The following is a 25640-nucleotide window of genomic DNA, read 5'->3' on the forward strand; positions in this document are numbered from 1 at the left end:
CGACCCCGACGCTGTCAGTCACGTGGACTCGTGAGTAGCAACCAAAGCTCCTGAAACGACGGATACTGAGCGTCTAGCGGCCGCGAGTGGAACGATACATTCGAACCGGTATCCCATCCGCGACAACCACCTACCCCCCCACAACTTCATCTGCTATCGCCCTGCTCGACCGTGTTCACAGCCGAAGTCGACGCGAGCGGAACGCAGAGTCACACAAGTCGGCTTTTGCAGTCACGTCGCCTACACGAGACATGGATTGGAAGACGAAAGCGAAACTGGGAGTCGGCATCATCGGTGTGGGGCTGGCCGCCGCGACGGCCTGGACGGCCCTCGACCGCGTGAAAAACCGCGGGACTGAACGGGTCCCGTACAAGACGGTCGAGCGAATCGATGGCGTCGAACTCCGGCGATACCCGGAGACGATTCGCGTCCGGACCACCGCGTCCAACGGCCGAGAGGCGTTTTTCCGCCTGTTCAACTACATCGACGGCGCGAACGAAGGCGGCACGTCCGTCTCGATGACCGCCCCCGTCGAAACGGGTACGGACACGAGTGCCACCGGCGATGGGGCCACCAAGACGGGCGAGTCGATCTCGATGACCGCTCCTGTCGAGACAACTCGGGCAGACGGCGCGACGATGTCGTTTTTCCTCCCTGCAACGTACACGCCGGAGACCGCACCGGAGCCAACCAACGACGACGTAGAACTCGTCGTCGACCCGCCGCGGACGCTGGCCGTCCGCCGCTTTTCGTGGTGGGCTCCGCGCATCCGTGTCTCGCTGAACGAACGCACCCTCCGGAAGACGCTGGCGCACGCCGGCATCGAACCGACGGGTGAGCCTCGCCTCTTGCGCTACGACGCACCCTTCACGCCGCCGTGGCTCCGGACGAACGAAGTGGTCGTCGAGGTGGACACGGCGAGCGTTCGGCGGGCGCTGCGGTGAGCACACGAGATGGTCTGTGAGCGGACGTTTCGTGTGCTCAGATGGCCCACCGGCGTGAATACCGGGGCGACTGTCAGCGACCCAGGGTCGACGCCGTTAACTTACGACCGCCGTCCGTTCCCACGTCCGTTGCCACGTCCTTTGGCGTGTCCGTTCCCACGCGAGCCGACACTACACGACCCCACAGCAACGTCATCGCTCTCGTCGCTCGTCACGCGGAGTATCGCCGTCGTCCCGCTGATTTCGTGGCCGACGAAGACGAGCGGGTCGTCAATCGGGCTTTCTTCGGCGGTCGCGAAGTCCAGTCCCTCCGGGCCGAGGTCGCCGGCAGCGCCAGCGGGGGCGTCACCGTCTTCGATGGCCGCCTCGATGTCGACCGAGAAGTCCCGGTTGTTGACGTACTCGACGAACGTGGCACACTCGGGGTCGGTGATGTCGTAGACCATGACGCCGCCGATGCGTTCGAGACCGATGAACGCGTAGTACCGGTCGCCGACCTGCCCGATTGTGAGCCCCTCGGGCTCGGGACCTTTGTTGTCGCTGCGGCCGTCAGGGTCGTGTTCGTTGTTGTCGTTGTTGAACTGGTCGCCGAACCGCTCGGCGGTGATGTCTTCGAAGTCGCTTCCGCTGTCGAACACCCGTTTGCCGTTCGTCGTGAAGATGCTGAACGACCGACCACCGAAGACGTACAGTTCCTCGTAGCGCCCGTCGCCGTCGACGTCGCCGAGCGTCGTCGTCACGCCTTTGGCCCCGAGGTGCTCGGGCTGCTGGAGTTCCTCGACGCTGTCGATGCCTTCGATCTCGTCGAAGTCGAACGCCTCGGGGTCGAGTCGGAGGTCCGAAACCTCGGCTTCCTCGCTGAACGAGTCGTAATCGCGGCTGTCACCCTCGTTGGCGGTCACGAGGTAGGTGTTGCCGTCGGGGTTGTACGCGCCGATCGCGTCCGGCTGGAGGATCCCGTTGATCGGCCAGTTCCGGATGTTGACCCCGCCGTCCTCGTTGCTCGCATCGAGTTCGTTCCCGGCCAGACTGTAGTCCTTGAACCCCAGCGGCAGGAGATTCTTGATTTTCGCCGCGTCGATGTCGAGCTCCGCGATCGCGTTGTTCTCCTGCAGCGAGACCCACGCCGTCTTCGAGTCGTCGCTCACGGTCACGTACTCGGGCTCGAAGTCCTGCGACGCGCTCGCGTTCGGCCCGAAGATACGGATGCCCTGCTTTCGGAGCTGGTCTTCCTTTCCGTCGAAGGCGGTGAAGTCGGCGGTGCTGACCGTGGGTGCAGCCGCGCCGTCAGAGAGGTCCACGATGCTGACGGAACCGCGGGGGTCGTACGCGTAGTTGTCCGTCGGCTCGCCTTCGTTCGCGACGAGCACCCGCGTCCCGTCCGGGGTGAAGGTGACCTTGTCCGGCAGCGGACCGACCGGCGCGGTCCCCAGGCGTTCGAGCGTCGCGGGGTCGTAGAGCCCGACCTGCCCGGGGTCCTGGGCAATCTCTGCTTCGAGCGCGACAGCGACGACGTTGGCGGACGTCGCGACGCTGTTCGCGGAGCTCACGCCGTCGAGCTCGCTCGCGGCGTCGATCGCTCCAACCTTCTCGGGGGTAGTCGGCTCCGAGACGTCCAGTACGTCGACGCCGCCGAGATCAGCGTTGATCACGAACAGCCGCTGTGTGGGGGCGTGGTAGGCGATGATTTCGGCCCCACCGTCGTCGAAGAGCCCCGATTCGTACCGGCCGATCTGTTCCAGTGTGATGGTCTCGGTCCCCGAAAGCCCGCCCGAATCGGAGCCACTCGCCGCCTGGTCGTGACCCGCGACAGCCGTGCCTGCGAGAAGTCCGAGGACGGTTCCGCCCGTGAGACCCAAGACAGCTCGACGCCCGATATCGCTCGTCTGTTGTGATCGTTCCACAGTCGACAGCCCCCGTCGGACAGGTTAAGCACTTATAATATCTAACATGATTGCTATGTAGTGAACTGTTGACGACGAGTGTGCTGTTTACCGACGCCAAACCTACGAGACGACTCTGTTGAACTGATTCAATGTGTACAGTACGGGGGCCGCTCTTTCCACGTGTTCTCAGATGCTATTGGAAACGCACATTCTCAGCAAGCCTTGCCACAGCCCGACGCATCCGATTCGTGTAAAGAATCTAACACGATTGTGAACCGAAAGCGGACACGCCCAACGACCAGCCGTCCACGGCCGAGCCGACGCCACCGACCCGACCGCTTCGATACACCCCTGGCGAAAATACGGGTCGATTCTACACCCCCAGCGGCGTGGGTGAACCGGGACAGACGCGCTACACCCCCGATATCCAGGGGTGTACATGGACGCCGATTCTCCGCAAGGGTGTACTCGATTCGCGTCGATTCCTGACGCGTTCGGGGTGCCATCGACGCCGGCTGTGTGGCACTCGTCGACCTACCCGATTCCGGCCTGCAGCGCCTCACACCCGCTCAGAGACGCGTTTGCCGTCCACAGTCCTCCCGTGCAAATGCCGTCTCAGCGGCCGATTGTCGTCGCTCAGGCAGGGTCGAAAATCGTCTATTTCCCGGTACACCCGCTCGAAAGTGGGGTGTACCGCCCGATTTCGCGAGCGGGAATCGGGACCAAATTGGCGTCTACACGCGGCCGCGACATGCGTCGACGACAGTCCACACATACTCGTTTGTGGCCGTCTGCACGCTCGTTTCGGGGCGTTCGACCTGAAATGGGGGTTCGTCGATAGGGCCCGAATCTGGCTACGATTGCCGGCCGAATTGGAGTCGACGCGACGACGGCCACAGAGGACACGTTGTTGCGGGAGAATGTACGGGTGTGAACCGCCTCGGGGTCAAGCCCCGAGGCACTCGCCTTGTTTATCAGTAGACCCATCCCAACTACGGGAGTGGGTTTTTCCGACTCGGACTGCAGACGGGAAACATGGTTCCCGTCCAGTCGATACTCAAGGGACTCATCGGCCTGCTGTGTTTGTTGTTCCTGGTCACCGGCCCGATCCTCCTGTACATCCTGGTCCGGTGCGAGGGGCTGCTCGGAGACCCACCCGGCCGGGGACTACAGTAGTGCCCTCGACGGGACGGCGCCGAGTTATTTCACCGCCCGAACCGACACACGAGTACGGAATGGTCGACACCCACCCACTCGCCGAGACGGGCAAACGCCTTGGGACGTACGCCCTCATCGCCGTCGTCCTCGGCGCGCCCTTCGGTCCGTTTTGGTACGTCGAGTCGACGCTGGGCCGGCAGGCCTCGCTCGCACACATCGTCGGCGCGCTCGTCGCCGGGACGCTCGTCCTCCTGTGTGGGCTCGTCGTCCTCGAACGCTACGCGGGAGTCCGTGCGAAAACCCTCGCGTCGTTCGACGGGTTCTTCCTCGGCCTCAACGCGGGAGTCCTGTGCGGGGAGTGGCTCGGCCTCTGGGGGAACGCGTTGGCGTTTCCCGGACTCGCCGGCGCGCTCGTGTGGTCGCTCGGTGTTCTCGAAATTCACGACCGGATTCGGTGACGCGTTCGAAAGTGACGTCAGCGAGGGCGGCAACCGCCAGCCGCTCGCTGGAGGTACACTTACAGTTCGAAGGGTCGTTCCGAGAACATGACTCCTCACGGACGGGACTCACACCAGTTGCTGGACCAAGCGCCGCTGTTGGCTGCGACCCGCGATGGGCCGCTCGACCGGTCGACGCTCCAAGACGAACTCGATATCTCTCGTGCGACGGCTTACCGGTGGACGTCCGCGCTCACGGACGAGCAGTTGCTCGAACAGACGCCCGCGGGCTACCAGACGACGGGGGCGGGATGCGCCGTCGCCGACGCCGTCTCTCGATTCGAGCGCACCATCGCGGCGGTCGACCAGTTAGAACCCCTGCTCGCTCAGATTTCGGCTCCGGAGCTCACGCGCCACGTCCACTTGTTCGCCGACGCCGACCTCCACGTCGCCACGCCACAGCACCCGAACGCGCCCATCGAACCGTGGCTCGAACACTTCACGTCGTTCGACCGGTCGCGGAGTCTGGTCGTCGCCGGGTGTCCTCCGAAGATTACGGAACAAGGCATCGAACACGCCCAAAACGACGTGGACTTCGAGGCCATCTGCACGCCACTGGCGCTCGAAGCGGACCGAAACGCCTCGAAGAACGCGTTCGACACCATCGCGTCGGCCGACGCGCCCGACCTGTACACCCACCCCGGACTGCCGTTCACGATGGGCATCATCGACGACGTGGTCATCGTCGGCGGCTTCGACGACGAGACGTCGCTGCCCGTCGCCTCCGTCACGACCGACGACCCCGAGGCCCGCGAGTGGGCCGTCGACCTCTATCGGCGCTACAAGCGCGATGCAGTCCCCCTTGATCTCGCCGAGATGAACGCCGAAACGCGGTGACCGTCCGGTCGACAGGTCTGTTTGCTGTTTGAATGGTGTCTCACGGCTTGAGACGACATCTCAGGGAATGACTATAATCGTGACCTATCCGTCAAACGGAACATGAACGGGACAGGTTCGACCGACGCAACCGGGAACCGACAGCACGGACGACGCGACGACCGGCCCGCCGGTGGGTCGTCGCCGACGGACTCCTACGACGTCATCGTCGGCGGCTCGGGGATGGCGGCGTCTCTCACCGCGATGATTCTGGGGAAACGCGGCCTCGACGTGGTGATGCTCGAAGCCGGGTCGCATCCGCGGTTCGCCGTCGGCGAGGCGATGCTCCCGCAGAGTTCGATGTGGATGTGGATTCTCGGGGAGTACCACGGCATCCCGGAGATTCAGTACCTCAGCGACACGAACGACATCGTCGACAACGTCACGCCGTCGTGCGGCATCAAACACTCCATCGGCTTCGCGTACCACGACCCCGACCGCCCGGTCGCGGCGGACCACAGCCACCAGTTGATTCCGCCGAGCCTGCCGTTTTACAGCGAGAGCCACCTCCTGCGTTCGGAGGTCGACCACTATCTGGTCGAGGCCGCCCGGGGCTACGGCGTGGCATACCTCGACGAGACCGAAATCACCGGCGTGGATATCGGACAGGACGAGGTGTCGGTGGCGACCGACCGCGGTCGTATCGAGGCCGCCTTCTACGTCGACGGCACCGGCGGGAACTCCGTCCTCGCCGAAGAGATGGGGTATCGCGAGGACGCTCCGGCGTTGGAGACGGATTCGCGCGCCATCTTCACGCACGTCGAGGGACTCGCTCCGTTCGACGAGATACTCGACGAATCCGCCCGCCCCGGACAGTCTAACCGCCTCCACGACGGGACGCTCCATCACGTGTTCGACGGCGGCTGGATGTGGGTGATTCCCTTCGACAACTTCGAGCGCTCCGAGACGAACAAAGCGAGTATCGGGTTGGTACTCGACCGAACGCAATACCCCGTCGACGAGTCGGTCAGCGCCGAGCGAGAGGCTCGACGAATCATCGCCGGCTTCCCCGATATCGAACGCCACCTCGCGTCGGCGACGACGGTGCGACCGTGGACTCGAACCGGCAGGCTGCAACGGACCGCCAGTCAGTCCGCGGGGCACCGACACTACCTGACCAACAACACGTACGGCTTCGTCGACCCGCTCTACGCGGTCGGGCTCGTGAACACCCTCGAATCCGTCTTCGTGTCGACCAACCTGCTGTTGGACGCGTTCGAAGACGGCGAGTTCTCGGCGGCGCGCTTCGCGCCCATCGACGAGATGCACCGCCGTCAGCTCGCGACCAACGACCGGGTCATCAGCAACGCGTACAAGTCGATGGGCGACTTCCGACTCTGGAACGCGTGGACCCAGATGTGGCTGGGACAGGTCCTGTTTCACGACCTGTATCTCCAGCGACACTGCTTCACCTACCTCGCGTCGGGACAGCCCGCCGAGTTCGACTCGCTTCTCGAAGAACCGACGCCGGGCGACGGCGCGCCGTTCGTCCCGCAGAAAGCCGAGATACACCGACGGATGGGCGAGATACTGGACGCCTACCGGGCGGGCGATGCGAGCGTTGACGAGGCCGCCGGCTTACTGTTCGCGGAACTGCGGCGGGCGGACTGGCTCCCGAAGCACGTCTACGACTGGGGCGACGAGCGGGCGCGGCACGTCGACTTCTCGGACCCCGAACTGGTGGGGAAACTCATTCAGTGGGGGAAGACCGACTCCCCCGAACAGCTTCGAGCGGAACTGTTCGATTTCCCCGTTCCTGAGATGGCCTAACGAGTGACCGCCTCGTGGACACAGCCGCTTCCGACGCCGACCGGCACCGTCACCCAAATCGTCGACGCGACCGCGACGAAACCGATGGCGACCGCGAAGCCGGCGGCTTCGAGCAGTTGTGCGACCTCGACTTGCCCGGCGACGACTACCGGGGCGACGAGGAAGGCGAACACGACACAGAGGCCGAGGAAGTACGCCCCCAGCGTGCTGAGGAGACCCGCGACAGCACCGAAGTACGGCACGTCAGCGGGGAGCGTCCGCCAGACTGCGACGGCGGAGACGAATGCAGTCGGTACGACGAGCGGGAGCGCGCCCACGCCGAACAGCGCCAAGAGCGCCCAGTCGGAGCCGCTCGGCGCGCCGAGGACGGATAGCCCCCACGCGACGAAGACGAACGCGAGCGTGGCTCCTGCGGCGGCAGTCGCCATCGCGTAGCCCGCGCCGATATCGCGACGACTCGCCTTCGGCAACCGTCCGGGGCCGTACCGCTTGCACGTCGTTGCGACCGCGGTTTGGAACCGTGTATGGGACATACGACCGTATTCGCAGACTGAGATAAAGACGTTTGTTCGGACGGGCGCTCGGCGTCGGCGACGGACACCGCGGTCAGCGAGCGGGTTGTTCGTGTTCGGAACGACCGAACAAATTCAACGCTGCACACAGTACTGTGTCCCAGCATGCCACCGAGACTGCGTTCGCTCGACGACGCAACCGATGAGTGTCTGCGGGGACGTGAACGCCCACACAACCGCCGCAAGCGACCCGCCCACGACTGATGCTGCTCTTGCTACTCGGTGCCGCGTGCCTCGTCGCACCGCTCTGTGCGGCCGCCGTCGCATTCTACGCCGGTCGTCGCGGCCGACCGTCTCGACTCCGTCGACGCTGGGCGGTCCTCGTCGGCGGTGTAAGCGTCGTCGGCTTCCTCGTTCCGCACCTATTCGCCGACTCGGTGCAGTACCTGTACTTCGAGGTGCTCAAACCCCGCCCGATCGCCGTCACGCCGTACGAGCTTCTCGTGGTGAATCTCGGGACTGGACTGGTGTTCAGTGTGGGCGCAGTCGGGTGCTACGTCGTCGCCTCGGAGATTCGACGGTCCGACACAACGTCTCCGTGAGCCACCAGCCTCCCCCACTCCGGCTGCTCACTCGTCGTCGTCGGACCCGGGAAGCCGCCGAACGGCCTTCTCCCAGCTATCGCGGGCGGCCTGCCCGGGGTCGGCAAACGGGTCATAGGTGATGTCTTCTGTGGTTCTGAGCTGACGACTCCCGTCCTGACCGGCCGCGCGTCGCCACAGCGCGACCACCGACGCGAGGACGACCACGGCGAACAGTCCGCCCAAGAAGATGTTGACGGGGTACTCGAGTCTGGGCACGGCGAACACGAGGGCCAATGCGAGCGCGGTCAACTGGAACGCAGACAGCAGATAGCTGAGCCACGTCCCAGAGAGTTCGAGCGTCCGGCTCATCTCTCGGGGACATCGCCCCACTCCGGTAAAGACCTTCACTTGACCTGAGGCGCGAGGGAACTTGCTTAAGCTGCGACCGGAGCGACCGAAGGGAGAGAGACAGCGTTCACGAGCGCGGTGCCCTCGTGAGCGAACGAGACGTAGGCGTCTCGTTAAGCCGGACACTTGTGCAATCATCGAACGAAGTCCGCACGAGTTCGACGCACTCGTCGAGTGGCAAGGAGCCATCGCGCGCCGCCGCCGACATCCATGATGATTCCTCACGTCATGTCGGGGCCGAAATAAACATATGCGGCCGGGCGAGTGTACCTGCACGGATGCCGACGCGAGAGCACATCGACCAGAAACCCACGAGCGAGCAGCGAAGCGAACTCGCTGCGCAGGACACCCGCGACGACGACGACCGCGTGGCTACGACACCCAACGGCGCGTACACCGGCGGCTACGCGTATCACGAACTCGACGAAGACGGCGAACTGGTCTGTGGCGGCCACAGCGACGGTCGGTTCGTCGAGGTCACCCGCGCCGAGGCCAAGCGAACGGGCAAGACGCCCTGCGGGAAGTGCGAGTGGCTTCTGGAACTACAAACTGAGTCGTCGACTTCCGACTGAGGCCGTCAGTTTCTTTCGACCCGCGTGAACTGCCGCGGTCGCGTCCGCGACGTGAGAGTTATCGCAACCACGATTTAATCGAACAGCGACCGAGAGGTCGCATCGGGTGTGTCAAACTGAGGCGTTCGTACTGGTCTCCAGCGACCGCATGTTCATCTCGAAAACGCACCGTTGTCGGAGGGTGCGGGTGTGAAGACGGGGCAGCGCGCGTGCGTGTCCGGCCCGACGAGCGTTCGAACGGTTTTCAGCATGAAAGCGGCAACTATTCACCGGATTGTCAACTTCGACCGGGAGGTTAATCACAATCAACTGCAAACTACCCGAGTATGACCTACGAAAACTTGGATTCCGACCTCATCAACGCGCTGTTGAAAGACGGGCGACGTAGTCTTCGAAGCCTCGCCGAAGAACTCGACGTGTCGGTGACGACCGTCTCGAACCACCTGCGAGACCTCGAAGACGAGGGCATCATCGAGGGCTACACGCCGCGTCTCGACTACGACGAACTCGGCTACGACGTGACCGCGGTCATGCACCTCAAAGTCGAGGGGAGCGCGCTCACGGACGTCACCGACCTGCTCGCAAACGAGCCGCAGATGGTCTCTGTGTACGAGGTCACCGGCGACTACGACGTCCTCGCGGTCGGCAAGTTCAGAAACACCGACGACATGAACCGCCAGATCAAGGCGCTGTTGAGCGAAGCGCCGATTCGCGAGTCGAACACGAGCGTCGTTCTCAACGCGGTCTCCGAAAACGAGCAGTTCGACCTCGACGCCGGCGACGCGTAAGCTCAGTCTACGCGGAAGTCGAACCGCGCACCGCCCTCGGCACCTTCCGAGACCGCCACCTCCCACCCGTGGGCGGCGGCGACCTGCGAGACGATGTTCAGCCCGAAGCCGGTGCCCTCGGGGGACGTGGTGTAGCCGGCTTCGAACACGGTGTCGCGGTCGTCCTCCGGGATGCCCGGGCCGTCGTCTTCGACGAAAAAACCGCGGTCGGTCTCGCCGATGGTGACGGTCACGTCGCCGTCGGCGGAGCCGTGTTCGACCGAGTTCCGGAACAGATTTTCGAGGAGTTGCTGCAACTGGTCGCGGTCGGCGTCGACGACGGCGTCGGTCTCGATGACCAGCGTCGCGCCGTCGGTCACGACGTTCTGCCAGCACGCCCGCGCGAGGTCGGCCAGCCCGACCGGTTCGACCTCCATGGCGTCGTTGCCGTTGTGGGCGAGCACCAGGAGGTCGCTGATGAGGTCGTCCATGCGGTCCAGCGCGCGGTCGATAGGGTCGAGGTGGTCGCTGTCGCAGTCGTCTTGGAGCATCTCGAGTCGGCCCATGGCGACCTGCAGCGGGTTGCGGAGGTCGTGGCTCACGACGCTCGCAAAGCGGTCGAGGCGTTCGTTCTGTTCGAGGAGTTCGGCCTCGCGTTCCTTCTGTTCGCTGATGTCGCGAATCATCGCGACGAACATATGCTCGCCCTCGACGTTGAGTTGGATGAGGTGTATCTCGGTGGGGAACGTCGTGCCGTTCTGCCGTTCGAGTTCACCCTCGAAGCGGTGTGGCTCGTTCGCCGGCAGCCCCGTCCAGAACGCCCTCGAGCGCTCCGGGTCGGACGTAGGGTCGAGGTCCCAGATGGTCTTGCCGACGAGGTCCGCCTCACTGTAGCCTAACTCCTCGCACATCCGCTGGTTCACGTCTTGGATGGTGCCGTCGTCGTCGTGTACGACGACGAGGTCCGGCGAGTGTTCGAACAGCGCTTCGAGTCGCGCGGTGTTCGACCGGAGGAGTCGCTCGTAGGTCTTCCGCGGCGTGATGTCGTCTTGGAAGCCGACGAAGAGGTCGACGCTCCCGTCGTCGAAGATGGGCGCGATGCGGACGCGGTTCCAGAACTCGGTGCCGTCCTTGCGGTAGTTCAGGAGCTCGGTCGTCACGGGTTCGCGCTCGTCGACCGCCGCTCGGAGTTCGGCGACGGCCGCCTCGTCCGTCTCTTCGCCCTGCAGAAACCGGCAGTTTCGCCCGACGGCTTCGTCACGGCTGTATCCGGTGATGTCGGTGAACTCGTCGTTGACGTAGACGATGGGGTTGTCGGCTTGGTCGGGGTCCGTGAGGACGACGCCGATCGGGGCCTCGTCTATCGCCCGCTCCCGACGCGACAGTTTCGTTTCGAGTCTGTCGCGTTTCGAGACGCGCGACAGCGTCCAGACGAGCGACCCGTCGGCCGTGGACGTGAGCGTGTGCTCCACGTCGACGAGGCTGCCGTCCTTCCGCACGAGCGACGACTGTCCCGACCACTGTCCCTCGCGCGCTTCGGGGAGTACCGAATCGTAGACCGCCTGTACGTCGTCGTCGGGATAGAACGCCTCCCAGTGGCGACCGAGGAGTTCCGCGCGATCGTAGCCGAACAGCTCAGTACAGGCCGCGTTGGCGTACTCGATACCGCCGTCGTCGCCGAGAATACAGACGGCGTCGGTCGCGTTCTCGATGGCCGCCAGCCCCCGGTTGAGAGACTGCGAGGCTCGATACCGCTCGACGGCGTTCTCGACGCGGTTGGCGAGCAGTTGGTACCGACTCGTGTCGTCGCCCTTCCGGAGGTAGTCGGTCACGCCCGCCGAAATCGCCTCGCTGGCGACTTCCTCGCTGCCGTTCGCGGTGAAGAGAATAACTGGGAGCTCCGGATACTCGGCGCGGACGCTCGCCAGCACGTCGAGGCCGTCGAGGTCGGGCATATCGTAGTCGCAGACGACGCAGTCGAACGTCGGGCCGTCGCGCCGAACCCGGTCGACCGCGACCCGCGGGTCCGTCTCGGTATGGACGGTGATGTGCTCGCACTCGCGTTCCAGCGCCGCCGCGACGAGCGCCGCGAACTCGGGGTCGGCATCGACGTGCAGGACGTCGATAGGCGACGACTCCGAGAGCGAACGCGGCGTGTCGCGAGGCGAGTCCATTCGTGGGACAACTGTGACCGCACCGCATCATAATGGTTGCTGCTCGCGGGACGACCGAACGGGGGACGGCCCCCTCAGTCGTCGAGGTCGTCGATGGTGTAGTACACCTTCACCTTGCCGGGGTTCCCGCGGTCGGAGTCGATGGGAACCGTGTTGGTCACCTGCTGTGGGTTGTCGCACGCGAGCGTGATGTCGACCGGCTCGCTCCCCTCGTCCGGCGCACCGGTGAACCAGTCCGAAGGTACCTCTCGCTCCGTGATTTTCGTCACGATGGTCTTCGGTTCCGACCCGCTTCGGGGGACCTTGAAGTTGTCAATCGCCACGCCGAGGTTTCGCGTCGACCCCGTCGGGAGCCTGAGCGACGTGTGTTCGGACTGGCCGCCGCGGATGTCGTGTTCGATGTCCAGTTCGAGCGCGCCTTCGCCCGGACCTTGACCGCTGATGAACTCGACTTTCTCCGCGCGGACGACAACCTCACACAGGTCGCCGTGGTCGTCGTCCGACTCCCCGGCGATCGTTCCCATGTGGACCTGTACGTGGTCGGGATTTTCGAGGCTGATGGACTTGATACCACCGTAGATTCGGTAGCCGTCGGATTTCCCCCAGACGGTTCCGTCTGCCGTACTTCCGGACACCTGGTCTCCCGGACCCGTGGTGACGGGCAGTCCGCCGAGCCTGCCGCCTACTTTTTCGATGTCGCCAGTCGCCTGAATCGTGTAGTCGGACTTTCCGGCTCCGAGGCCTTCCAGCACGACGTAATGCTTCGGGTTTGCCATGTCAACGCACCACAAACAGATATCAACTCGTTATTGGTTAATTGTTATGAATGTTCAACGAGTTCACACAATTGGCGAGTTTGGTGTCCGGCGCGTTTCGGCCCGAATCGGAGCGCAGTCGGAGAGTCAGTGAGACGGTGGGCACGGTGTTTTCCGCGGACAGTAGTCGACAGAAAAGGGAACGCAGTACGGACCTCTCAACTCAGACAGAGGGAGCGAACGGCTTAGTTGGCGGCTGTACGCCTCGGGTTTGGGGTTCTGGTGCTGGGGCAGGGCCACCTCTCGTACTAAAACGTTCTGGCCGGTTTGTAAACAGTGCGCTTATAATTAGGACGCCATTTTCGAAACGTGATGACAGCCCCCGACGACTCCGAACGCAGCACGCCATCGCGGCTCGCCCGCGCCCTCTTCGCGAGCGGTCTCGCCGTCCTCGCGATTCGCAACCTGACCGACCTCGACGGCCGCATCGCCTACGCGGAGGCGAAGGGCGTCCCCGAGGCGGACCGACTCGTCCCCGCCGCGAGCGGCCTGCTCCTCGGCGGGAGTATCGGCATCGGCCTCTGGAAACTCCCCAAACTCGCCGCCGCGAGCGTCGCGGCGTTCTTCGCCGGCGTCACGCCGACGATGCACGACTTCTGGGCCGTCGACGACGACGCCCGCGACGAGGAACTCACCTCGTTCCTCCAGAACCTGACGCTGTTCGGCGCGGCGCTGGCGTTCTTCAAGCGCGCGTCGAACGAGTAACGGCAGATCGACACACAACCCCTCGCTTTTCTGCGGTCACACGTCGATTGCGTCGTCCACTGCTTCAGCGTCGCGTCTGAGCGTGTACAGGTTGAGCAGCCCGACGATGACCCACCCGACCGCGATGAGCGGTGAGCCATCGACTATCCAGTACACCGCAAAGAGGAACGCACCGAGGGCCAAGAACTGTTGGAGGCGGGAACGTCGGGACATGACTCCAGATGACGAGTCCCGCGGGTGTAGTTCTTACTCGTGGGTTCGACACCCCACTATTTCCAGTAAAGTCGTTGGCGACTGCCGACCCCCCGTCAGGTCGAGTCCGCGCCGTCGCGGTCGGCCGCACGGTGGAAGCCGATGAAGAACTCGAGTGCGCCGTCGTCGTCCCGAACCGGCTGGATATCGAGGTGGTTCCAGAAGGGTTCGCCGTCGGCGTCGTAGCTGCGAATCTCGGCCGAAATCGGCTCGCCAGCGTCGATAGCCGACCGAATCTCGGCGACCGTTTCGGGGTCCGTCTCGGGGCCGTGGAGGAACCCGAAGTTGCGGCCCTCGACCGCCGCGGCGTCGTAGCCCGTAAGCGCCTCGAACGCCTCGTTGCAGTAGACGACAGGGTTGTCGGGCTTCGACGGGTCGATGACGACGATTGCGACGCCGACGGCGTCGAGCACTCGGTCTTTCATCTCGACTTCCGCCCGCAACGCATCGACCTCGGTGAGTTCCTGGACGATACAGACGTGTCCCCCGTCGTCCATCCGCGTCAACACGAGTCGCTCGGGGACCAGCTCGCCGGCTTTGGTGACGCCGGTCGAAATGCCCCGCCACGACCCCTCGGCTTCGAGTTGCGGGAGGATTTCCTCGTGGAAGCGCCGCGCCTCGTCGTCCGGGTAGAGGACGTCCCAGTGTTCGCCGATGAGTTCGGCCCGGTCGCGGTCGTAGAGCGCGGCGTACGCCTCGTTCAGATACTGGTAGACGCCGTCCTCGTCGATGATGCCGATGCCCTCCTCGGCCGACTCGATGGCGAGAAAGCCGCGTCGCATGTGCGTCTCGGCGCGGTGTTTCTCGACGAGGTTCGACACCTTGTTCGCCAGCACGGGATACTCCTCGGGGCCGCCCTTCTGGAGGTACTCGTCGACGCCGGCGGAGATGGCGCGACTCGCGATCTCCTCGCTTCCCTTCCCGGTAAAGAGGACGAAGGGAATCTCGATGCCCCGCTCGCGCGCCGCCGTGAGGAGTTCGAGCCCATCCATCACCGGCATGTCGTAGTCGCTCACGACGCAGTCGTACGCGCCGTCGGTGAGTTCGTCGAGCGCCGACACCGGGTCGGTGTACGTCTCCGTCTCGACGTCGTCGAGTTCGCGTTCGAGAAAGGTCGCGGATAGCTCCACCATCGACTCGTTATCGTCGACCAACAGGACTCGCATCGCCCGTCGCTCGGTGCTGAATGGGGCGATGTCGCGGAGCGGAGACACGTCCATACGGTGGGTATCTTCCCTCAGAAGCATAAAAACAGCTACGCAGACAGTCGAGCGCCGCGACCGTGCGCCGCCGACCGTTCCGGTCTCTCGATGCCGGACTCACGCGAACAAGAATCTGTATAGAATATATATTACTAGATGATGTTGGCGGCAATAAATTATATGCCATGTGACGAAGTTGACATCCTCATATGGATGTGGTTAGAAACGTCCGAGAACTCACGGCGGTTCTCGAACAGTTTTCGGAGGCGACGGCAGAGATTCACGGGATAGAACTGGCCAGCGGGGACGAGCCGAGCGAAGACGGCACAGCGGCTTCGGTCACCGTCGAGTACGACCTCGCGTCAGCGTGCGCGGTCGACCCGGACCGACTCTCCGTGTCGTCGCCGGCGGCGTCGATTGCCGACGGCCGACTTCGACTCGAACTCGACGTGGCGCTCGCTCCCCCGGCGACCGAAGACGCCGGACAGGAGTCGGTATCGGCTGAACACGCCGGCACCGACGGCGACCCCGAGCCGGCGGACGCGCCGGTCGCCCGAGCCGACGGTTCCGGGGCGCGCGGCTCGACGGGTAGCGCCCCCGTCGCATCGGTCGTGTCGCCACCGACGATGGAGTTCGCGGTCCCGACGACGAGAGACGAGCCGTCGGAGGACGACCAACCCACACCGGTATCGACGGACGACCCCATCGGGGCGGAGACGGAGACGGACGCGAATACGGATACAGAGACGAGTCCGGACACGGAGGCGGACGCGGACACCGGTACGAAGACAGAGACGAGCGCGACCGCCGCGACAGACGCCGACTCGGTGCCCGCACACCACGACCCCGTTCGGCTTCGAGAGGCGTACGAGGCCTGCGAGACGTTCAAGGAGATGACCGACGCGCTCGGCGTCGACGTGACTCCCCAGACCGTCCGCAACCAGATGATTCAACGCGGGATTCACGAGCCGGAGTCGTACGGCGCGTCGACCGAGCCGGGCGACGAGCCACGGCAACCGGAGCCGAGCGTCTCTGTCGAGGACAGCACGAGTGGGACTGACCAGTCTCCCCCGGTGGGGACTGAAGATACCGACGGCGCGGCGGTCGAACGTGACACGCCGGACGACGCCGAGACCGACGCGAACGACGAATCGACGTCGGTGTCGGAGTCTGACTCTGAGACGGACCCGGCCACGGACACGGACACGGAGCCGGTCGCGGCGGAGACCGACGAGACGAGTACGACGGCCGAGGACGCGTCCACCGCGACTGAGCTCCCGCCGCTTCCCGCGTCGGTGTCCTCGCTCGACTGCTCGACCGAAGACGTGTGTGCCGCCGTCGCGGGTGCGAAGACGCTGTACGAAGTCGAACGCCGTCTCGGCCTCGACCGCGCGGAGGTCCGCGAGCTACTGACCGCGCTCGACCTGCTCGACCTCGTCACCGGACGGATGGCGCGGCGCGACCAATCGGCGGCGAGTCCCGCGGACGTTCGAATGCGCGTGTGCGCCGCACTCGGCGGAGAGGGAGCATAACCCAACTCGTCACCATTCTCGACGCGTTCGTGGGAGGCCCGACGGATGTTGTGGTGCACGTCCCCGACAGCCGTGTCTGAGCGCTGACGAATCGATTCAGTGACGGATGCGTCTCGGTGGACAGTTAGCCGAAGGGTGGTGGGGTCCCCCGAGTGGGGGAGGATGGAACGAGAACGAGGGCAACGCCACCAGCATCAGATGATGACGTTCCCGTTCTCGTACACGTTGTTTTGGTAGAGGGTGATATAGATTCGGAAAGTAGGTACTAATTGGAAGTACCGATAGTATGCTGTGGGGGAAAGAGAGAACGGTCTTCGGTGGGTCGACCACCGAACCGAGGAGGTGGAAACCGTTCTCAACTGCTGCGGAATCGGCCAATGGACTTAAATATGGCTATCTCACCTACCACCGGTACGTGCTGCGATACGACCGCCGTTCTCTGGGTCGCCTCTGTTCGTGAACTCCCGGAACCCGACCCGACAATCACCCGACTGACGTACGAACCGCTCCGTATCGTATGAACCTCCCTATCGCAGTTCTGTCACCTATATAACACTCTTACCAGCGGTTATGACACCCGCCCCGGTGCGGACTGATGTGCCTCCGCACACACCATCACAGACAGTTCTCAGTCGTACTGTAACGGTGCTACTGGTGTTAGTACTCACGACCGCGACGTTCCCCGCCGGTGCGGCGGGCGTCGCGGCTGGGGAGGACGCGAGCGCACTCGATTCGACCGCTCAATCGGCGATGAACGCGTCCGCGCCGACGGCCGTGACCATCACCGAACTCCAGTCGAACACGACCGGCGGCGACGCCTCCGCCTACGCGGGGCAGTTCGTCAGCGTCACCGGGACGGTGACGGCGACGAACGCCGACGGCTTCTTCCTGCAGAACGCCTCCGCGGCAGACGTTCGCCACAGCGGCGTCTACGTCTACGCGGGCGGGTCGTCGAACGCGACCCCCGGCGACGAGGTGCGCGTCGACGCGCCCGTCTCCGAGTACTACGGGATGACCCAGCTCGACCTCGCGAACGACAGCGCCTCGCTGTCGACGACCGGCACCGGGTCGGTTCCCGAGGCGACCGCGCTCGCGACGGCGAACGTCTCCCGAGAGGCCTACGAGGGCGTTCTCGTCAGCGTGCGCGACGTCGAGGTCACGGAAACCCCCGGCCAGTACGGTGAGTGGGCGGTCACCGACGGCTCCGGGCCGGTCGCCATCGACGACGCGACGACCGGCGACGACACCACGCCCGGCGAAGTCGGCAGTACCGCCGACGCCGTCGAAGGGCCGGTGTTCTACAGCTTCGAGGAGTACAAGATTCAGCCCGCGTCGGTGACGAACCTGACCGCTCCCGCGGGCGACGACGGCGGTGACGGCGGCGACGCCGGCAACGACACCGCGGGCGCGAACGCGACGACGCTCACGCTCGTCGGCTTCAACGACATCGGCAAGGCGGCCGCCGGCTCCGGCGACGACAAACTCGGCCGGATGATTACGCTCATCAACCGCGAGCGCGCGAACGCTTCCGGTCCCGTCTTCGTGGCCGGCGGCGGCGACGAACTCAGCCCCCACGCCCTCCGCAACTACGACGGCCTGGAACACGGTTACGAGCCGCCGGTGACGGCGATGAACCTCATCGACCCCGACGCCGAGGTCGTCCAGAACCACGAACTCGACTACGACGAGGACGCGGGGACGAACGACTTCGCCGTCTTCGAGGCCATCGCCAACGAGTCGACCTACCCGTGGCTCCTCGCCAACGTCGTCGACGAGGAGACCGGCGAGAACCTCCCCGGGACGCAGAACTACACCGTCGTCGAGCGCGGCGGCGTGAAAGTCGGCTTCTTCGGCCTGACCGACGAGGCCATCAACGCCAAGACCGACGGCGTCATCGAGCGCAACGGCTACACCGTCGTCGACCCGACGACCGCCGCCCAGCGGACCGTCGACACGCTCCGAAACGAGGAGGACGTTGACGTGGTCGTCGCGCTGGCCCCGGTCGGCATCCCGGACTCGAAGGACCTCGCGCGGAACGTCGACGGCATCGACGCGCTCGTCTCCGGCGACGACCAACAGCGCTACCCGCCGCAGACGACCAACGGCGTCCTCATCGGCGAGACCACCGGGAAGGCAAACGCCGTCATGACGATGGAACTGACCGTCGACAACGGGAGCGTCACCGACGCCTCCGGCGAACTCGTCGACGTGACGACCGACGTCCCGCGAAACGACTCGTGGCAGACGTACATCAACCCGCTCCGCGAGGACTATCTCAACACGAAGCTCGCGACGGCGGTCATGCCCGAGCACACGGGCGTCGGCTCCAGCTACACCGACGACTCCGCGACGGGTCACCTCGTCACCGACGGCGTCCGCGGTCACACCGGCGCAGACGTGGCCGTCACGAACGCCGGCGGCATCCGCGACACGCTCTATCCGAGCGAGTACGGCGCGGGCGAGGAGTTCAACATCACCCGCGGGATGGTCACGTCGACGCTCTCGTTCGGCAACCACATCGTCGTGGTCGAGGTGACCGGCGCGGAACTCCGCGAGGTCGTCAAGAGCCAGATCACGCCGCTGGAGATGGACAACCAGTACGGCACCCAGACCCAACAGCAGGTCAGCGGCGTCACCTTCGAGTGGGTGCCCCACACCGACAGCTCGTCGCCCGGCGAGGGCGACGCGACGATTCGCGACCTGACGGTGGACGGCGAACCCGTCAACGACTCGGCGACCTACACGCTCGCGACCAACTCCTACATCGCCGACGGCGGCAGCGGCTACCCGCTCGGCGACAAACCGCGCGTGTCGGTCTACAACGAGACGACGATGGCCGACGGGGTCATCGGCTACCTCCAGAACCGCTCGACCATCGCGGCCGCCGAGGTCGACACCGAGTCCGACGACCGGATGCGCCGGGTCGACGCGGCGGTCGACGCTGACGCGGTCGACGTGACGAGCGACGACGGCCGGACGACGGTCACCATCGACGCGCCCTCGCGCGTGACCGGCGTGAGCGGAACCGCCGCCTTCGCCGACCGAAGCGGCGGCTACGTCGAGACGACGAACCTCGCCTACGACGGCGCGAGCGGCACCGTCACGGTCACCGTGCCGACGAGCGACCTCGACGCCTTCGGGTCGTCGGTGACTGCGGCGGGGTCGGGCGTCGACCTCTACGTCGACTACACCGACAGCGCGTATTCGAGCCAGTACGAGAACTTCGATTCGGCGGTCCTGAACGCCGACCTCGACGGCGAGGCGACGACGCCCGACCCGACGCCTGAACCGGCCGACGGCGTCGCACTCTCGGTCGGCTCGGACGGCCGGTCGGTCCCCCTCGGCGACACCCGAACGTTCGACATCACCGCGAGCGACGCCGCCGACGGCGTCGGCGCGTACGAACTGACCCTCGCGGTCGGCGATTCGAGCGTCGCCCGCATCACGGGCGTCCAGTTCCCCGACGAACCCGGAACCTCGGCCGTCAACGTCAGCGGCGACGGCAGTGAGGTCCGCATCGAGGCCGCCGGTATCGACGCCGAGACTGACGCGAACGGCTCGCAGGTCCTCGCGACCGTGACGGTCGAAGGCGTCGCGCTCGGCGATTCGACGGCGCTCGAACTAACACCCACCGCGACCTACGACCCCGACGGCACGGCCTACGCGGTGTCGCACATCGACAACCGGCCCGTCACTGTCGAACCCGGCGACCTCACCGGCAACGGCCGCGCGATGGCCGACCACGACGGCGACGGCACCTTCGAGGACGTAAACGGCGACGGCAGCGTGGACATCGTAGACGCGCAGGCGCTGTTCGTGAACCGCGACGCCGAGCCGGTCCAGTCGAGCATCCCCGCGTTCGACCTCAACGACGACGGTCGCGTCGACGTGGGCGACGTACAGCGGTTGTTCGCCTCCACGGATGCGTAAGACGAAGCTGCCCGACCGAGCCGCGCTCGCGGTGCTCGCGGCGCTCGTCTGTCTGAGCGCCGTCGCGCCGCCCGTGGTCGCCGCGACCGACACGACCGTCGGCTTCGACGCCGACGCGGCGACCGTCGAACCCGACTCGACGCGGACGTTCGATATCGTCGTCGACAGCGCCGACGCCGGCGTCGGCGCGTACAACCTGACGGTCGAACTCGACGACGCGTCGGTCGGTCGCATCACCGAGGTCGCAACGCCCGACGGCACCGACCCGCGGCTGCGGGACGTGTCGTACGACGAGCGTCGCACGGCCGCGTCGATTGGCGTCATCGGCCTCGACACCGACGACGCTGGTTCGGTGGCCGTCGCGACCGTCACCGTCGAGACCGCCGACGCCACCGGCGACGGCGCGCTCGACGTGTCCGTGTCCGCCCTCGGCGACGAGGACGGGAACTCCTACACCGTCACCGATACGTCGGGACTCGACCTCTCGGTCTCGGAGTCGTCCGGCGGTGACGGGAGTGGTGGTGGCGGGAGCGGTGGTGACGACGACCCGAACGACGGTGGTGACGACGGCGATGGTCCGGACTCCGGGTCGGACGGCGACTCCGACGCGGACGACGAGTCGGACGACGCGACCGACCAGCCCGCGACGACCGAGTCGGCGTCGCAGTCACCCACGCCACCCGCGTCGACCGCGAGTCCGACGGCGACTGACGGCGCTGAGACGACTCCGCAGGCGACCACGCAGTCTGCAACCGCGACCGAGACCACGACCGAGCGCCGGACCACGGCGACCGGCGTACCCGGTTTCGGCGTCGCTCCCGCGGTCGCCGCCATCGCGGCGTTCCTGTTCGGGTTCGGACGCCGGGCGCGACGCGAGGACTGAGCGAACGCGGGCTCTCAGGGCCCGTGTCGAATCTTTATCCGTGTGGGCGTCTAGCAGGGAGGTATGAACGGCCCGGACACCGCGGACGAAACGAGCTTCTATCTCGACTACGAGCTACAGGTCGACGCGACCCGCGACGCCGTAGCGAAGCTCGCTCGTGAGGTCCTCCAGTACGAGTGGGCCGACTACCTCCGCGCGTCGCCGCCGGCGGGACCCCACACGTGGCACGCCCTCGACTCGGGGAAGCCGTGGGGCCGCGTCACGCCCACGGCGTGGGAGCGCGGTCGCGACCACGGCTACGACCTCCACTTCGAACACTACCCGACGCCGCGCGCCCTCCAGCGCGGACAGTTCCGACTCGAACTCCACCTCGAAGACGGCATCCACGGCGACGCCGACTTCTCGGGCGACTCGCCGTACGCGGCGCTCCGCGAGCGACTCGTCGCGGCGTTGGACGAGGTGCGTGAGGACCGCGACGACCTCCCAGCGGGCGAGTTCGGCACCGGGCGGACGCTCTGGCGCGTCGACTCGCACTTCCTCGCGGGCGACACCGTCGCCTACTACGAGGCGCTCCGCGAGACGCTGTCGGCGCACGACGCGTTCGTCGACGCCGTGGCGGCCGTCCTCGACGACGAACTCCCCGAGCACGACCCGTTCGAGCGCGACTGACGCGCCGAGCGGGAGGCTCGACGATCGGGACGTGCTGACCGACGCGAGGCTCGACGAGTGGCGACGCCGACGACTCGGACGCGAGTCAAACGCTCTGTCGGGCCTCGACTCGGACTGCCTCGGCTCCTGTCTCGTCGGTACCGCTCCGACCAGTTCGAAGGAGAGTGGAATGGAAAGTGAACAATCAACCCGACAATACCACTATATAGCTACATTTCAATAGCGTATCCCCGAAACGTCGAAAGAATTATATCGCAAACCGTGCGTTAGTGAAACGATGGCACAAACACTCGAGGTCGCCCCGCACGTGATCACGGAGGGGTCGACCATCCGGCATTCGACGCTGTGTACGGAACAGACGGTGGTGGAAATCGAAGACGAGACCGTCCGGACGATGTACGACGACGAGGAGTTCGTCTACCCGCGCGAGCAGCTCGCGGTCGACCTCTCGGTCGGTCGGTTCGAAGTCGTCTCCTGACCCCGCCTTCGGGACGGCACGGGCCACCGTCTCGGCTTCCGTCGTCGCTCACGGCTCCCGCGAATCCATCCGGCCCGCTTCGGTCCCCGTTTTCGTCGTTCTACGCGACTCGCCCGTCGCCTCCCGCCTCGCGAGCGACTCCGCCGCAGCGCGTCTCGAAAATCCAGACGGTTCGACTGCCGACACTATTTTCACGGCCCACATGAATCTCCCGCCGTGTCCTCCGCAGACCCTCCGCGCTCGCCGGGAACGCTCGCCGTGAGCGCCAAAGAGACCGGCCAATCCCTGTACGAACAGGCGTACAACACGCTGCTGACGGGCGTGGCGATCATGATCCCCATCGTCATCACGCTCTACGTCCTCCGGGTCGGCATCGACTTCGTCAGAAACGCCCTCGAACCGTTCATCGACCTGCTCCGCTGGGCGGGCATCATCAGCCGCTTCGAGAGCGTCGAGTTCATCACGCTCCTCATCGACCTCGGTATCTACTCGTTCGTCGTCGACTTCTTCACCGAACTGGTCGCCCTGCTCGTCCTCTTCGCCATCGTCGCGGTCGTGGGGACCGTCGGCCGCAACCAGTACGGCGAGAAAATCATCGGCGTGTTCGACCTCGTCATCTCCTCGATTCCGGGTATCGGCACGGTGTACAAGAGCTTCCGCCGCATGGGCGACGTGGTGCTCGACGAGGGGGCCGACGAGTTCCAGGACGTGAAACTCGTCCAGTGTTTCGACGACGACGTGTACGTGCTCGGCTTCCAGACGGGCGGCTCCCCCGCGACCATCGAACAGTCGACCGGCCACACGGAGATGGTCTCGATGTTTCTCCCGCTCGCGCCCAACCCAGTCACCGGCGGCCTGCTCACCTACATCCCCGCCGACGACGTGTACGACATCGACATGACCGTCGAGGAGGGCGTCCGGAGCATCCTCACGAGCGGCGTCGCGACCGACGAGGATTCGGGTGCGCTCGGCGTGAACATGTCCGAACTCCGCGGCACGGAGCGGTTACAGGACATCCGCGAGTCGATGATTACGAGGGAGCGAAAGGAAAAGCGGGACTGAGCCGTCTCTCGCGGGACCGTTGGCGGGCGACTGTCCACCGCGGCGACCGCGTGTGTTGTCCCCGACGCACCTTCCGTTCCGACGATAGACCGCTCGCCTCCCACCCCGGATCTGTCAGCGTATCTAATGTTTATATGTCTGCTCTGCGAAGTGTGGTGTGATAGCTTATGGCACCGCCACCACGGGTTCTCGTCTACGGACCACCGCCAGAGCGAGCTTGGCATCCGCGGGGCGACGTCGAAATCCGATACGTGACCGAGACCGCGCCCCTTCGCCGACTCGTCTCATCGAAGGACCCGACGGTCGTCGTCTGTCTCCACGCGCCGCCGTCCTATCGAGGGGGAGTCGCTGCGCGCGTCACTCGGAACGTGGACGATTCCCAACCGCTCGTCGTCACCGGCTGGGAGACGTCTCGTTCGCCCGCGCTCGAAACGGTCGATTCGGACCTCGTGAAAACGGTCGGACTCCCCGACGACGAGCCGCTCCCGGAAGCGCTGTTCGACGTCGTCGACAAAGTCGGTGCCGGCCTCGACGCCCACGCGTGACGCGGGCTCATTCACCCCCTCGGCGACTGCCAAGCGGCGGAAGTGGCAACCCTCCGACTGACCGTAACAATTAGCATGGTTGATTCTTCTTGTCATATCGTGAACGTCGAGTAATCACGTGCTCGCACGGCGATTCACGGCAGTACGACGCGTGAGGGGCTGCTGCCGACCGCCGTTACCGACGGCTTCGCGCAATCCACGCCGTGCGTGGCCCGTGATAGTTCGACGGACAACCCGAAACCAACTATGAGTTCTTCGAACACGCCCGGTTCAACGCGAGTCGTCTGGACAGCGCCCAACCGTTTGGGGGATGCGACATGAAACTGAACGCGCGCCACGGCTACCTTCTGCTTCTGGTTTTCGCGCTCGCTGTCGCGCCAGGGGTGAGCGCCGCGGCCGGGTCGACGGACGTCGCACTCGAACCGACGGGTCAGACGGTTACGAACGGCGAGGCGGCGACGTTCGACGTGGTCGTGACGAACACCTCGGGCGGCGTCGGCGCGGCCAATATCTCGTTCTCGGTCGCGAACGATACTGCGGCGATCACGCAGGTCGCGTTCAGCCACGAGGCGGCGGAGGTCAACACGACGTACGCGAGTGACAACAGCTCCGCGATGCTCACCGGCTACGGGCTCGATACGAACCAGACCGGCCAGGTGGTCGTCGCCACCGTCACGGTCGAAGGGAACGCGACGAGCACGGCCGAAACCATGGTCACGCCCGAGGTCAACGCGCTGGGCGACGAGGACGGCAACGACTACAGCATCGGCGATGAGCGGTCCGCACAACTCGAGATAACGACCTCCTCGTCTGGCGGCGGCGGTGGCTCCGGTGACGATGGAGACGATAGCGATGGTGGCGGTGACTCCGGCGGCGGCGACGGCGACACGGCGTCGACGACCGTCACCAACCTCTCAGTCGCGACGACCGACGTCGAAACCGGCGAGAGCGTCGAAGCCACGGCGACCGTCCTGAACGACGGGGACGTGACGACGAACGCGACGGTCAATCTCACGGTCGATGGGTCGATTGAGTCGACCAAGACCGTCACCGACCTCGAACCCGGCAACGAATCGACGGTCGTGTTCCTCCCGGCGTTCCAGCAGGCGGGGACGTACAACCTCTCTGTCGGGGGCGAATCGGCGACGATCACGGTCGCCGAGCCGACCACGACCTCCGACCCGGTGACGACCGAGACGCCGACGGAGACGGAGAGCCAAGCGCCAGGGTTCGGCGTGTTGCCGGCGCTCGTCTCGCTGGTTGCGCTCATCGGTGCGGCGCGTCTGCGGGCTAACTAACACCTCGATTCAGTCGCGCTCTGCGTGACGGGTCGAGGCCCTGCGGCGCAACCGATTTTGACTGCGCCGGCGGTCATCGGCAGCTTCGAACTGCCGTGTGAGTGTCGTCTGACCGATGAGT

24 protein-coding genes are annotated in these 25640 nt (G+C 65.4%); 17 read left to right on the top strand and 7 right to left on the bottom strand.

Translation table 11 applies throughout. From position 1 onward, the window contains the following. The first annotated feature begins 251 nt into the window (after positions 1 to 251). On the top strand, positions 252 to 944 hold the full coding sequence (locus ABY42_RS10635; RefSeq protein WP_050459455.1) for an SOUL family heme-binding protein: 693 nt from the start codon (positions 252 to 254) through the stop codon (positions 942 to 944). A gap of 101 nt (positions 945 to 1045) precedes the next feature. Here the strand turns inward: ABY42_RS10635 and ABY42_RS10640 are convergent, their stop codons facing one another. Further along, on the bottom strand, positions 1046 to 2848 hold the full coding sequence (locus tag ABY42_RS10640; protein ID WP_231608271.1) for a choice-of-anchor I family protein: 1803 nt from the start codon (positions 2846 to 2848) through the stop codon (positions 1046 to 1048). 1017 nt (positions 2849 to 3865) lie between these two features. On the opposite strand from ABY42_RS10640, the gene ABY42_RS19395 reads away from it, so the two are divergent. The 4 genes from ABY42_RS19395 to ABY42_RS10655 all read left to right on the top strand — a co-directional run bounded on the left by ABY42_RS19395 (position 3866) and on the right by ABY42_RS10655 (position 7131). Further along, positions 3866 to 4006 carry a hypothetical protein gene (locus tag ABY42_RS19395; protein WP_156224376.1) on the top strand — a complete coding sequence of 47 codons (141 nt, stop codon included), beginning with the start codon at positions 3866 to 3868 and terminating at the stop codon, positions 4004 to 4006. 59 nt (positions 4007 to 4065) lie between these two features. Continuing rightward, positions 4066 to 4446: a hypothetical protein gene (locus ABY42_RS10645; RefSeq protein WP_050459459.1), complete on the top strand. Its 381-nt coding sequence runs from the start codon at positions 4066 to 4068 to the stop codon at positions 4444 to 4446. A gap of 87 nt (positions 4447 to 4533) precedes the next feature. Then, the gene (locus ABY42_RS10650; RefSeq protein ID WP_231608272.1) at positions 4534 to 5322 is read left to right on the top strand and encodes a helix-turn-helix transcriptional regulator; all 789 of its coding nucleotides are present in this window, start codon (positions 4534 to 4536) and stop codon (positions 5320 to 5322) included. Between the two features lie 102 nt (positions 5323 to 5424). Beyond that, positions 5425 to 7131 carry an NAD(P)/FAD-dependent oxidoreductase gene (locus ABY42_RS10655; RefSeq protein ID WP_050459460.1) on the top strand — a complete coding sequence of 569 codons (1707 nt, stop codon included), beginning with the start codon at positions 5425 to 5427 and terminating at the stop codon, positions 7129 to 7131. On the opposite strand, the gene ABY42_RS10660 is transcribed toward ABY42_RS10655, so the two are convergent. Beyond that, complete coding sequence (locus ABY42_RS10660; protein WP_156224378.1) at positions 7128 to 7664, bottom strand: hypothetical protein; 537 nt, start codon at positions 7662 to 7664, stop codon at positions 7128 to 7130. The two genes, ABY42_RS10655 and ABY42_RS10660, sit on opposite strands and share 4 nt — an antisense overlap. 242 nt (positions 7665 to 7906) lie before the next feature. On the opposite strand from ABY42_RS10660, the gene ABY42_RS10665 reads away from it, so the two are divergent. Beyond that, on the top strand, positions 7907 to 8245 hold the full coding sequence (locus ABY42_RS10665; protein ID WP_050459463.1) for a hypothetical protein: 339 nt from the start codon (positions 7907 to 7909) through the stop codon (positions 8243 to 8245). A gap of 27 nt (positions 8246 to 8272) precedes the next feature. Here the strand turns inward: ABY42_RS10665 and ABY42_RS10670 are convergent, their stop codons facing one another. After that, positions 8273 to 8596, bottom strand: a complete 324-nt coding sequence (locus ABY42_RS10670; protein ID WP_050459465.1) for a hypothetical protein — start codon at positions 8594 to 8596, stop codon at positions 8273 to 8275. Positions 8597 to 8913: 317 nt separating this feature from the next. Between ABY42_RS10670 and ABY42_RS10675 the strand changes: the two genes are divergently transcribed. Together ABY42_RS10675 and lrp are read left to right on the top strand one after the other, a co-directional pair. After that, entirely contained in the window at positions 8914 to 9207 is a 294-nt protein-coding gene (locus ABY42_RS10675; protein WP_004975763.1) for a hypothetical protein, read from the top strand. 326 nt (positions 9208 to 9533) lie between these two features. Next, the gene (gene lrp, locus ABY42_RS10680; protein ID WP_004975762.1) at positions 9534 to 9995 is read left to right on the top strand and encodes an HTH-type transcriptional regulator Lrp; all 462 of its coding nucleotides are present in this window, start codon (positions 9534 to 9536) and stop codon (positions 9993 to 9995) included. Between the two features lie 2 nt (positions 9996 to 9997). Here lrp and ABY42_RS10685 read toward each other — a convergent pair whose 3' ends face one another. Together ABY42_RS10685 and ABY42_RS10690 are read right to left on the bottom strand one after the other, a co-directional pair. Further along, complete coding sequence (locus ABY42_RS10685; protein WP_050459466.1) at positions 9998 to 12148, bottom strand: PAS domain S-box protein; 2151 nt, start codon at positions 12146 to 12148, stop codon at positions 9998 to 10000. Between the two features lie 74 nt (positions 12149 to 12222). After that, positions 12223 to 12924: a hypothetical protein gene (locus ABY42_RS10690; RefSeq protein ID WP_082220667.1), complete on the bottom strand. Its 702-nt coding sequence runs from the start codon at positions 12922 to 12924 to the stop codon at positions 12223 to 12225. A 351-nt stretch (positions 12925 to 13275) separates the two neighbouring features. Between ABY42_RS10690 and ABY42_RS10695 the strand changes: the two genes are divergently transcribed. Next, positions 13276 to 13668 (top strand): DoxX family membrane protein, encoded by a 393-nt coding sequence (locus ABY42_RS10695; RefSeq protein WP_004975755.1) that lies wholly within the window; start codon positions 13276 to 13278, stop codon positions 13666 to 13668. 36 nt (positions 13669 to 13704) lie between these two features. Here the strand turns inward: ABY42_RS10695 and ABY42_RS19850 are convergent, their stop codons facing one another. Further along, complete coding sequence (locus ABY42_RS19850; RefSeq protein ID WP_193492551.1) at positions 13705 to 13881, bottom strand: hypothetical protein; 177 nt, start codon at positions 13879 to 13881, stop codon at positions 13705 to 13707. A 95-nt stretch (positions 13882 to 13976) separates the two neighbouring features. Further along, positions 13977 to 15140 carry a PAS domain-containing protein gene (locus ABY42_RS10700; protein ID WP_050459467.1) on the bottom strand — a complete coding sequence of 388 codons (1164 nt, stop codon included), beginning with the start codon at positions 15138 to 15140 and terminating at the stop codon, positions 13977 to 13979. Between the two features lie 191 nt (positions 15141 to 15331). Here ABY42_RS10700 and ABY42_RS10705 point away from each other — a divergent pair, with 191 nt between their 5' ends. The 8 genes from ABY42_RS10705 (at position 15332) to ABY42_RS10740 (ending at position 25519) form a co-directional block, all read left to right on the top strand. Then, the gene (locus ABY42_RS10705) at positions 15332 to 16654 is read left to right on the top strand and encodes a hypothetical protein (RefSeq protein WP_050459468.1); all 1323 of its coding nucleotides are present in this window, start codon (positions 15332 to 15334) and stop codon (positions 16652 to 16654) included. Positions 16655 to 17308: 654 nt separating this feature from the next. After that, positions 17309 to 20584: a 5'-nucleotidase C-terminal domain-containing protein gene (locus tag ABY42_RS10710; protein WP_197092903.1), complete on the top strand. Its 3276-nt coding sequence runs from the start codon at positions 17309 to 17311 to the stop codon at positions 20582 to 20584. After that, a complete protein-coding gene (locus tag ABY42_RS10715; protein ID WP_050459469.1) occupies positions 20577 to 21467 on the top strand; it encodes a hypothetical protein in 891 nt (296 codons plus the stop codon). Before ABY42_RS10710 ends, ABY42_RS10715 begins: the two co-directional genes overlap by 8 nt. Before the next feature lie 63 nt (positions 21468 to 21530). Next, positions 21531 to 22136 (top strand): hypothetical protein, encoded by a 606-nt coding sequence (locus tag ABY42_RS10720; RefSeq protein WP_050459470.1) that lies wholly within the window; start codon positions 21531 to 21533, stop codon positions 22134 to 22136. Positions 22137 to 22413: 277 nt separating this feature from the next. Then, positions 22414 to 22614 (top strand): hypothetical protein, encoded by a 201-nt coding sequence (locus tag ABY42_RS10725; RefSeq protein WP_004975735.1) that lies wholly within the window; start codon positions 22414 to 22416, stop codon positions 22612 to 22614. 258 nt (positions 22615 to 22872) lie between these two features. Next, the gene (locus ABY42_RS10730; RefSeq protein ID WP_050459930.1) at positions 22873 to 23676 is read left to right on the top strand and encodes a DUF502 domain-containing protein; all 804 of its coding nucleotides are present in this window, start codon (positions 22873 to 22875) and stop codon (positions 23674 to 23676) included. Positions 23677 to 24044: 368 nt separating this feature from the next. Next, positions 24045 to 24221: a hypothetical protein gene (locus ABY42_RS19975; protein ID WP_231608273.1), complete on the top strand. Its 177-nt coding sequence runs from the start codon at positions 24045 to 24047 to the stop codon at positions 24219 to 24221. A 317-nt stretch (positions 24222 to 24538) separates the two neighbouring features. Beyond that, positions 24539 to 25519, top strand: coding sequence for a CARDB domain-containing protein (locus ABY42_RS10740; protein WP_050459471.1), 981 nt, complete (start codon positions 24539 to 24541; stop codon positions 25517 to 25519). Positions 25520 to 25640: the final 121 nt, after the last annotated feature.

Source organism: Haloferax gibbonsii, from assembly GCF_001190965.1.
GTDB classification, from domain to species: Archaea; Halobacteriota; Halobacteria; order Halobacteriales; family Haloferacaceae; genus Haloferax; species Haloferax gibbonsii.

What these genes read in the sequence shown, in the direction of transcription:
- ABY42_RS10675 (WP_004975763.1), top strand. Translation starts at nt 8,914, where the DNA reads ATGCCGACGCGAGAGCACATCGACCAGAAACCCACGAGCGAGCAGCGA.
- ABY42_RS10660 (WP_156224378.1), bottom strand. Translation starts at nt 7,664, where the DNA reads ATGTCCCATACACGGTTCCAAACCGCGGTCGCAACGACGTGCAAGCGG.
- ABY42_RS10665 (WP_050459463.1), top strand. Translation starts at nt 7,907, where the DNA reads ATGCTGCTCTTGCTACTCGGTGCCGCGTGCCTCGTCGCACCGCTCTGT.
- ABY42_RS10670 (WP_050459465.1), bottom strand. Translation starts at nt 8,596, where the DNA reads ATGAGCCGGACGCTCGAACTCTCTGGGACGTGGCTCAGCTATCTGCTG.
- ABY42_RS19395 (WP_156224376.1), top strand. Translation starts at nt 3,866, where the DNA reads ATGGTTCCCGTCCAGTCGATACTCAAGGGACTCATCGGCCTGCTGTGT.
- ABY42_RS10740 (WP_050459471.1), top strand. Translation starts at nt 24,539, where the DNA reads ATGAAACTGAACGCGCGCCACGGCTACCTTCTGCTTCTGGTTTTCGCG.
- ABY42_RS19850 (WP_193492551.1), bottom strand. Translation starts at nt 13,881, where the DNA reads ATGTCCCGACGTTCCCGCCTCCAACAGTTCTTGGCCCTCGGTGCGTTC.
- ABY42_RS10685 (WP_050459466.1), bottom strand. Translation starts at nt 12,148, where the DNA reads ATGGACTCGCCTCGCGACACGCCGCGTTCGCTCTCGGAGTCGTCGCCT.
- ABY42_RS10655 (WP_050459460.1), top strand. Translation starts at nt 5,425, where the DNA reads ATGAACGGGACAGGTTCGACCGACGCAACCGGGAACCGACAGCACGGA.
- ABY42_RS10725 (WP_004975735.1), top strand. Translation starts at nt 22,414, where the DNA reads ATGGCACAAACACTCGAGGTCGCCCCGCACGTGATCACGGAGGGGTCG.
- ABY42_RS10650 (WP_231608272.1), top strand. Translation starts at nt 4,534, where the DNA reads ATGACTCCTCACGGACGGGACTCACACCAGTTGCTGGACCAAGCGCCG.
- ABY42_RS10695 (WP_004975755.1), top strand. Translation starts at nt 13,276, where the DNA reads ATGACAGCCCCCGACGACTCCGAACGCAGCACGCCATCGCGGCTCGCC.
- ABY42_RS10635 (WP_050459455.1), top strand. Translation starts at nt 252, where the DNA reads ATGGATTGGAAGACGAAAGCGAAACTGGGAGTCGGCATCATCGGTGTG.
- ABY42_RS10705 (WP_050459468.1), top strand. Translation starts at nt 15,332, where the DNA reads ATGGATGTGGTTAGAAACGTCCGAGAACTCACGGCGGTTCTCGAACAG.
- ABY42_RS10690 (WP_082220667.1), bottom strand. Translation starts at nt 12,924, where the DNA reads ATGGCAAACCCGAAGCATTACGTCGTGCTGGAAGGCCTCGGAGCCGGA.
- lrp (WP_004975762.1), top strand. Translation starts at nt 9,534, where the DNA reads ATGACCTACGAAAACTTGGATTCCGACCTCATCAACGCGCTGTTGAAA.
- ABY42_RS10700 (WP_050459467.1), bottom strand. Translation starts at nt 15,140, where the DNA reads ATGGACGTGTCTCCGCTCCGCGACATCGCCCCATTCAGCACCGAGCGA.
- ABY42_RS10645 (WP_050459459.1), top strand. Translation starts at nt 4,066, where the DNA reads ATGGTCGACACCCACCCACTCGCCGAGACGGGCAAACGCCTTGGGACG.
- ABY42_RS10715 (WP_050459469.1), top strand. Translation starts at nt 20,577, where the DNA reads ATGCGTAAGACGAAGCTGCCCGACCGAGCCGCGCTCGCGGTGCTCGCG.
- ABY42_RS10720 (WP_050459470.1), top strand. Translation starts at nt 21,531, where the DNA reads ATGAACGGCCCGGACACCGCGGACGAAACGAGCTTCTATCTCGACTAC.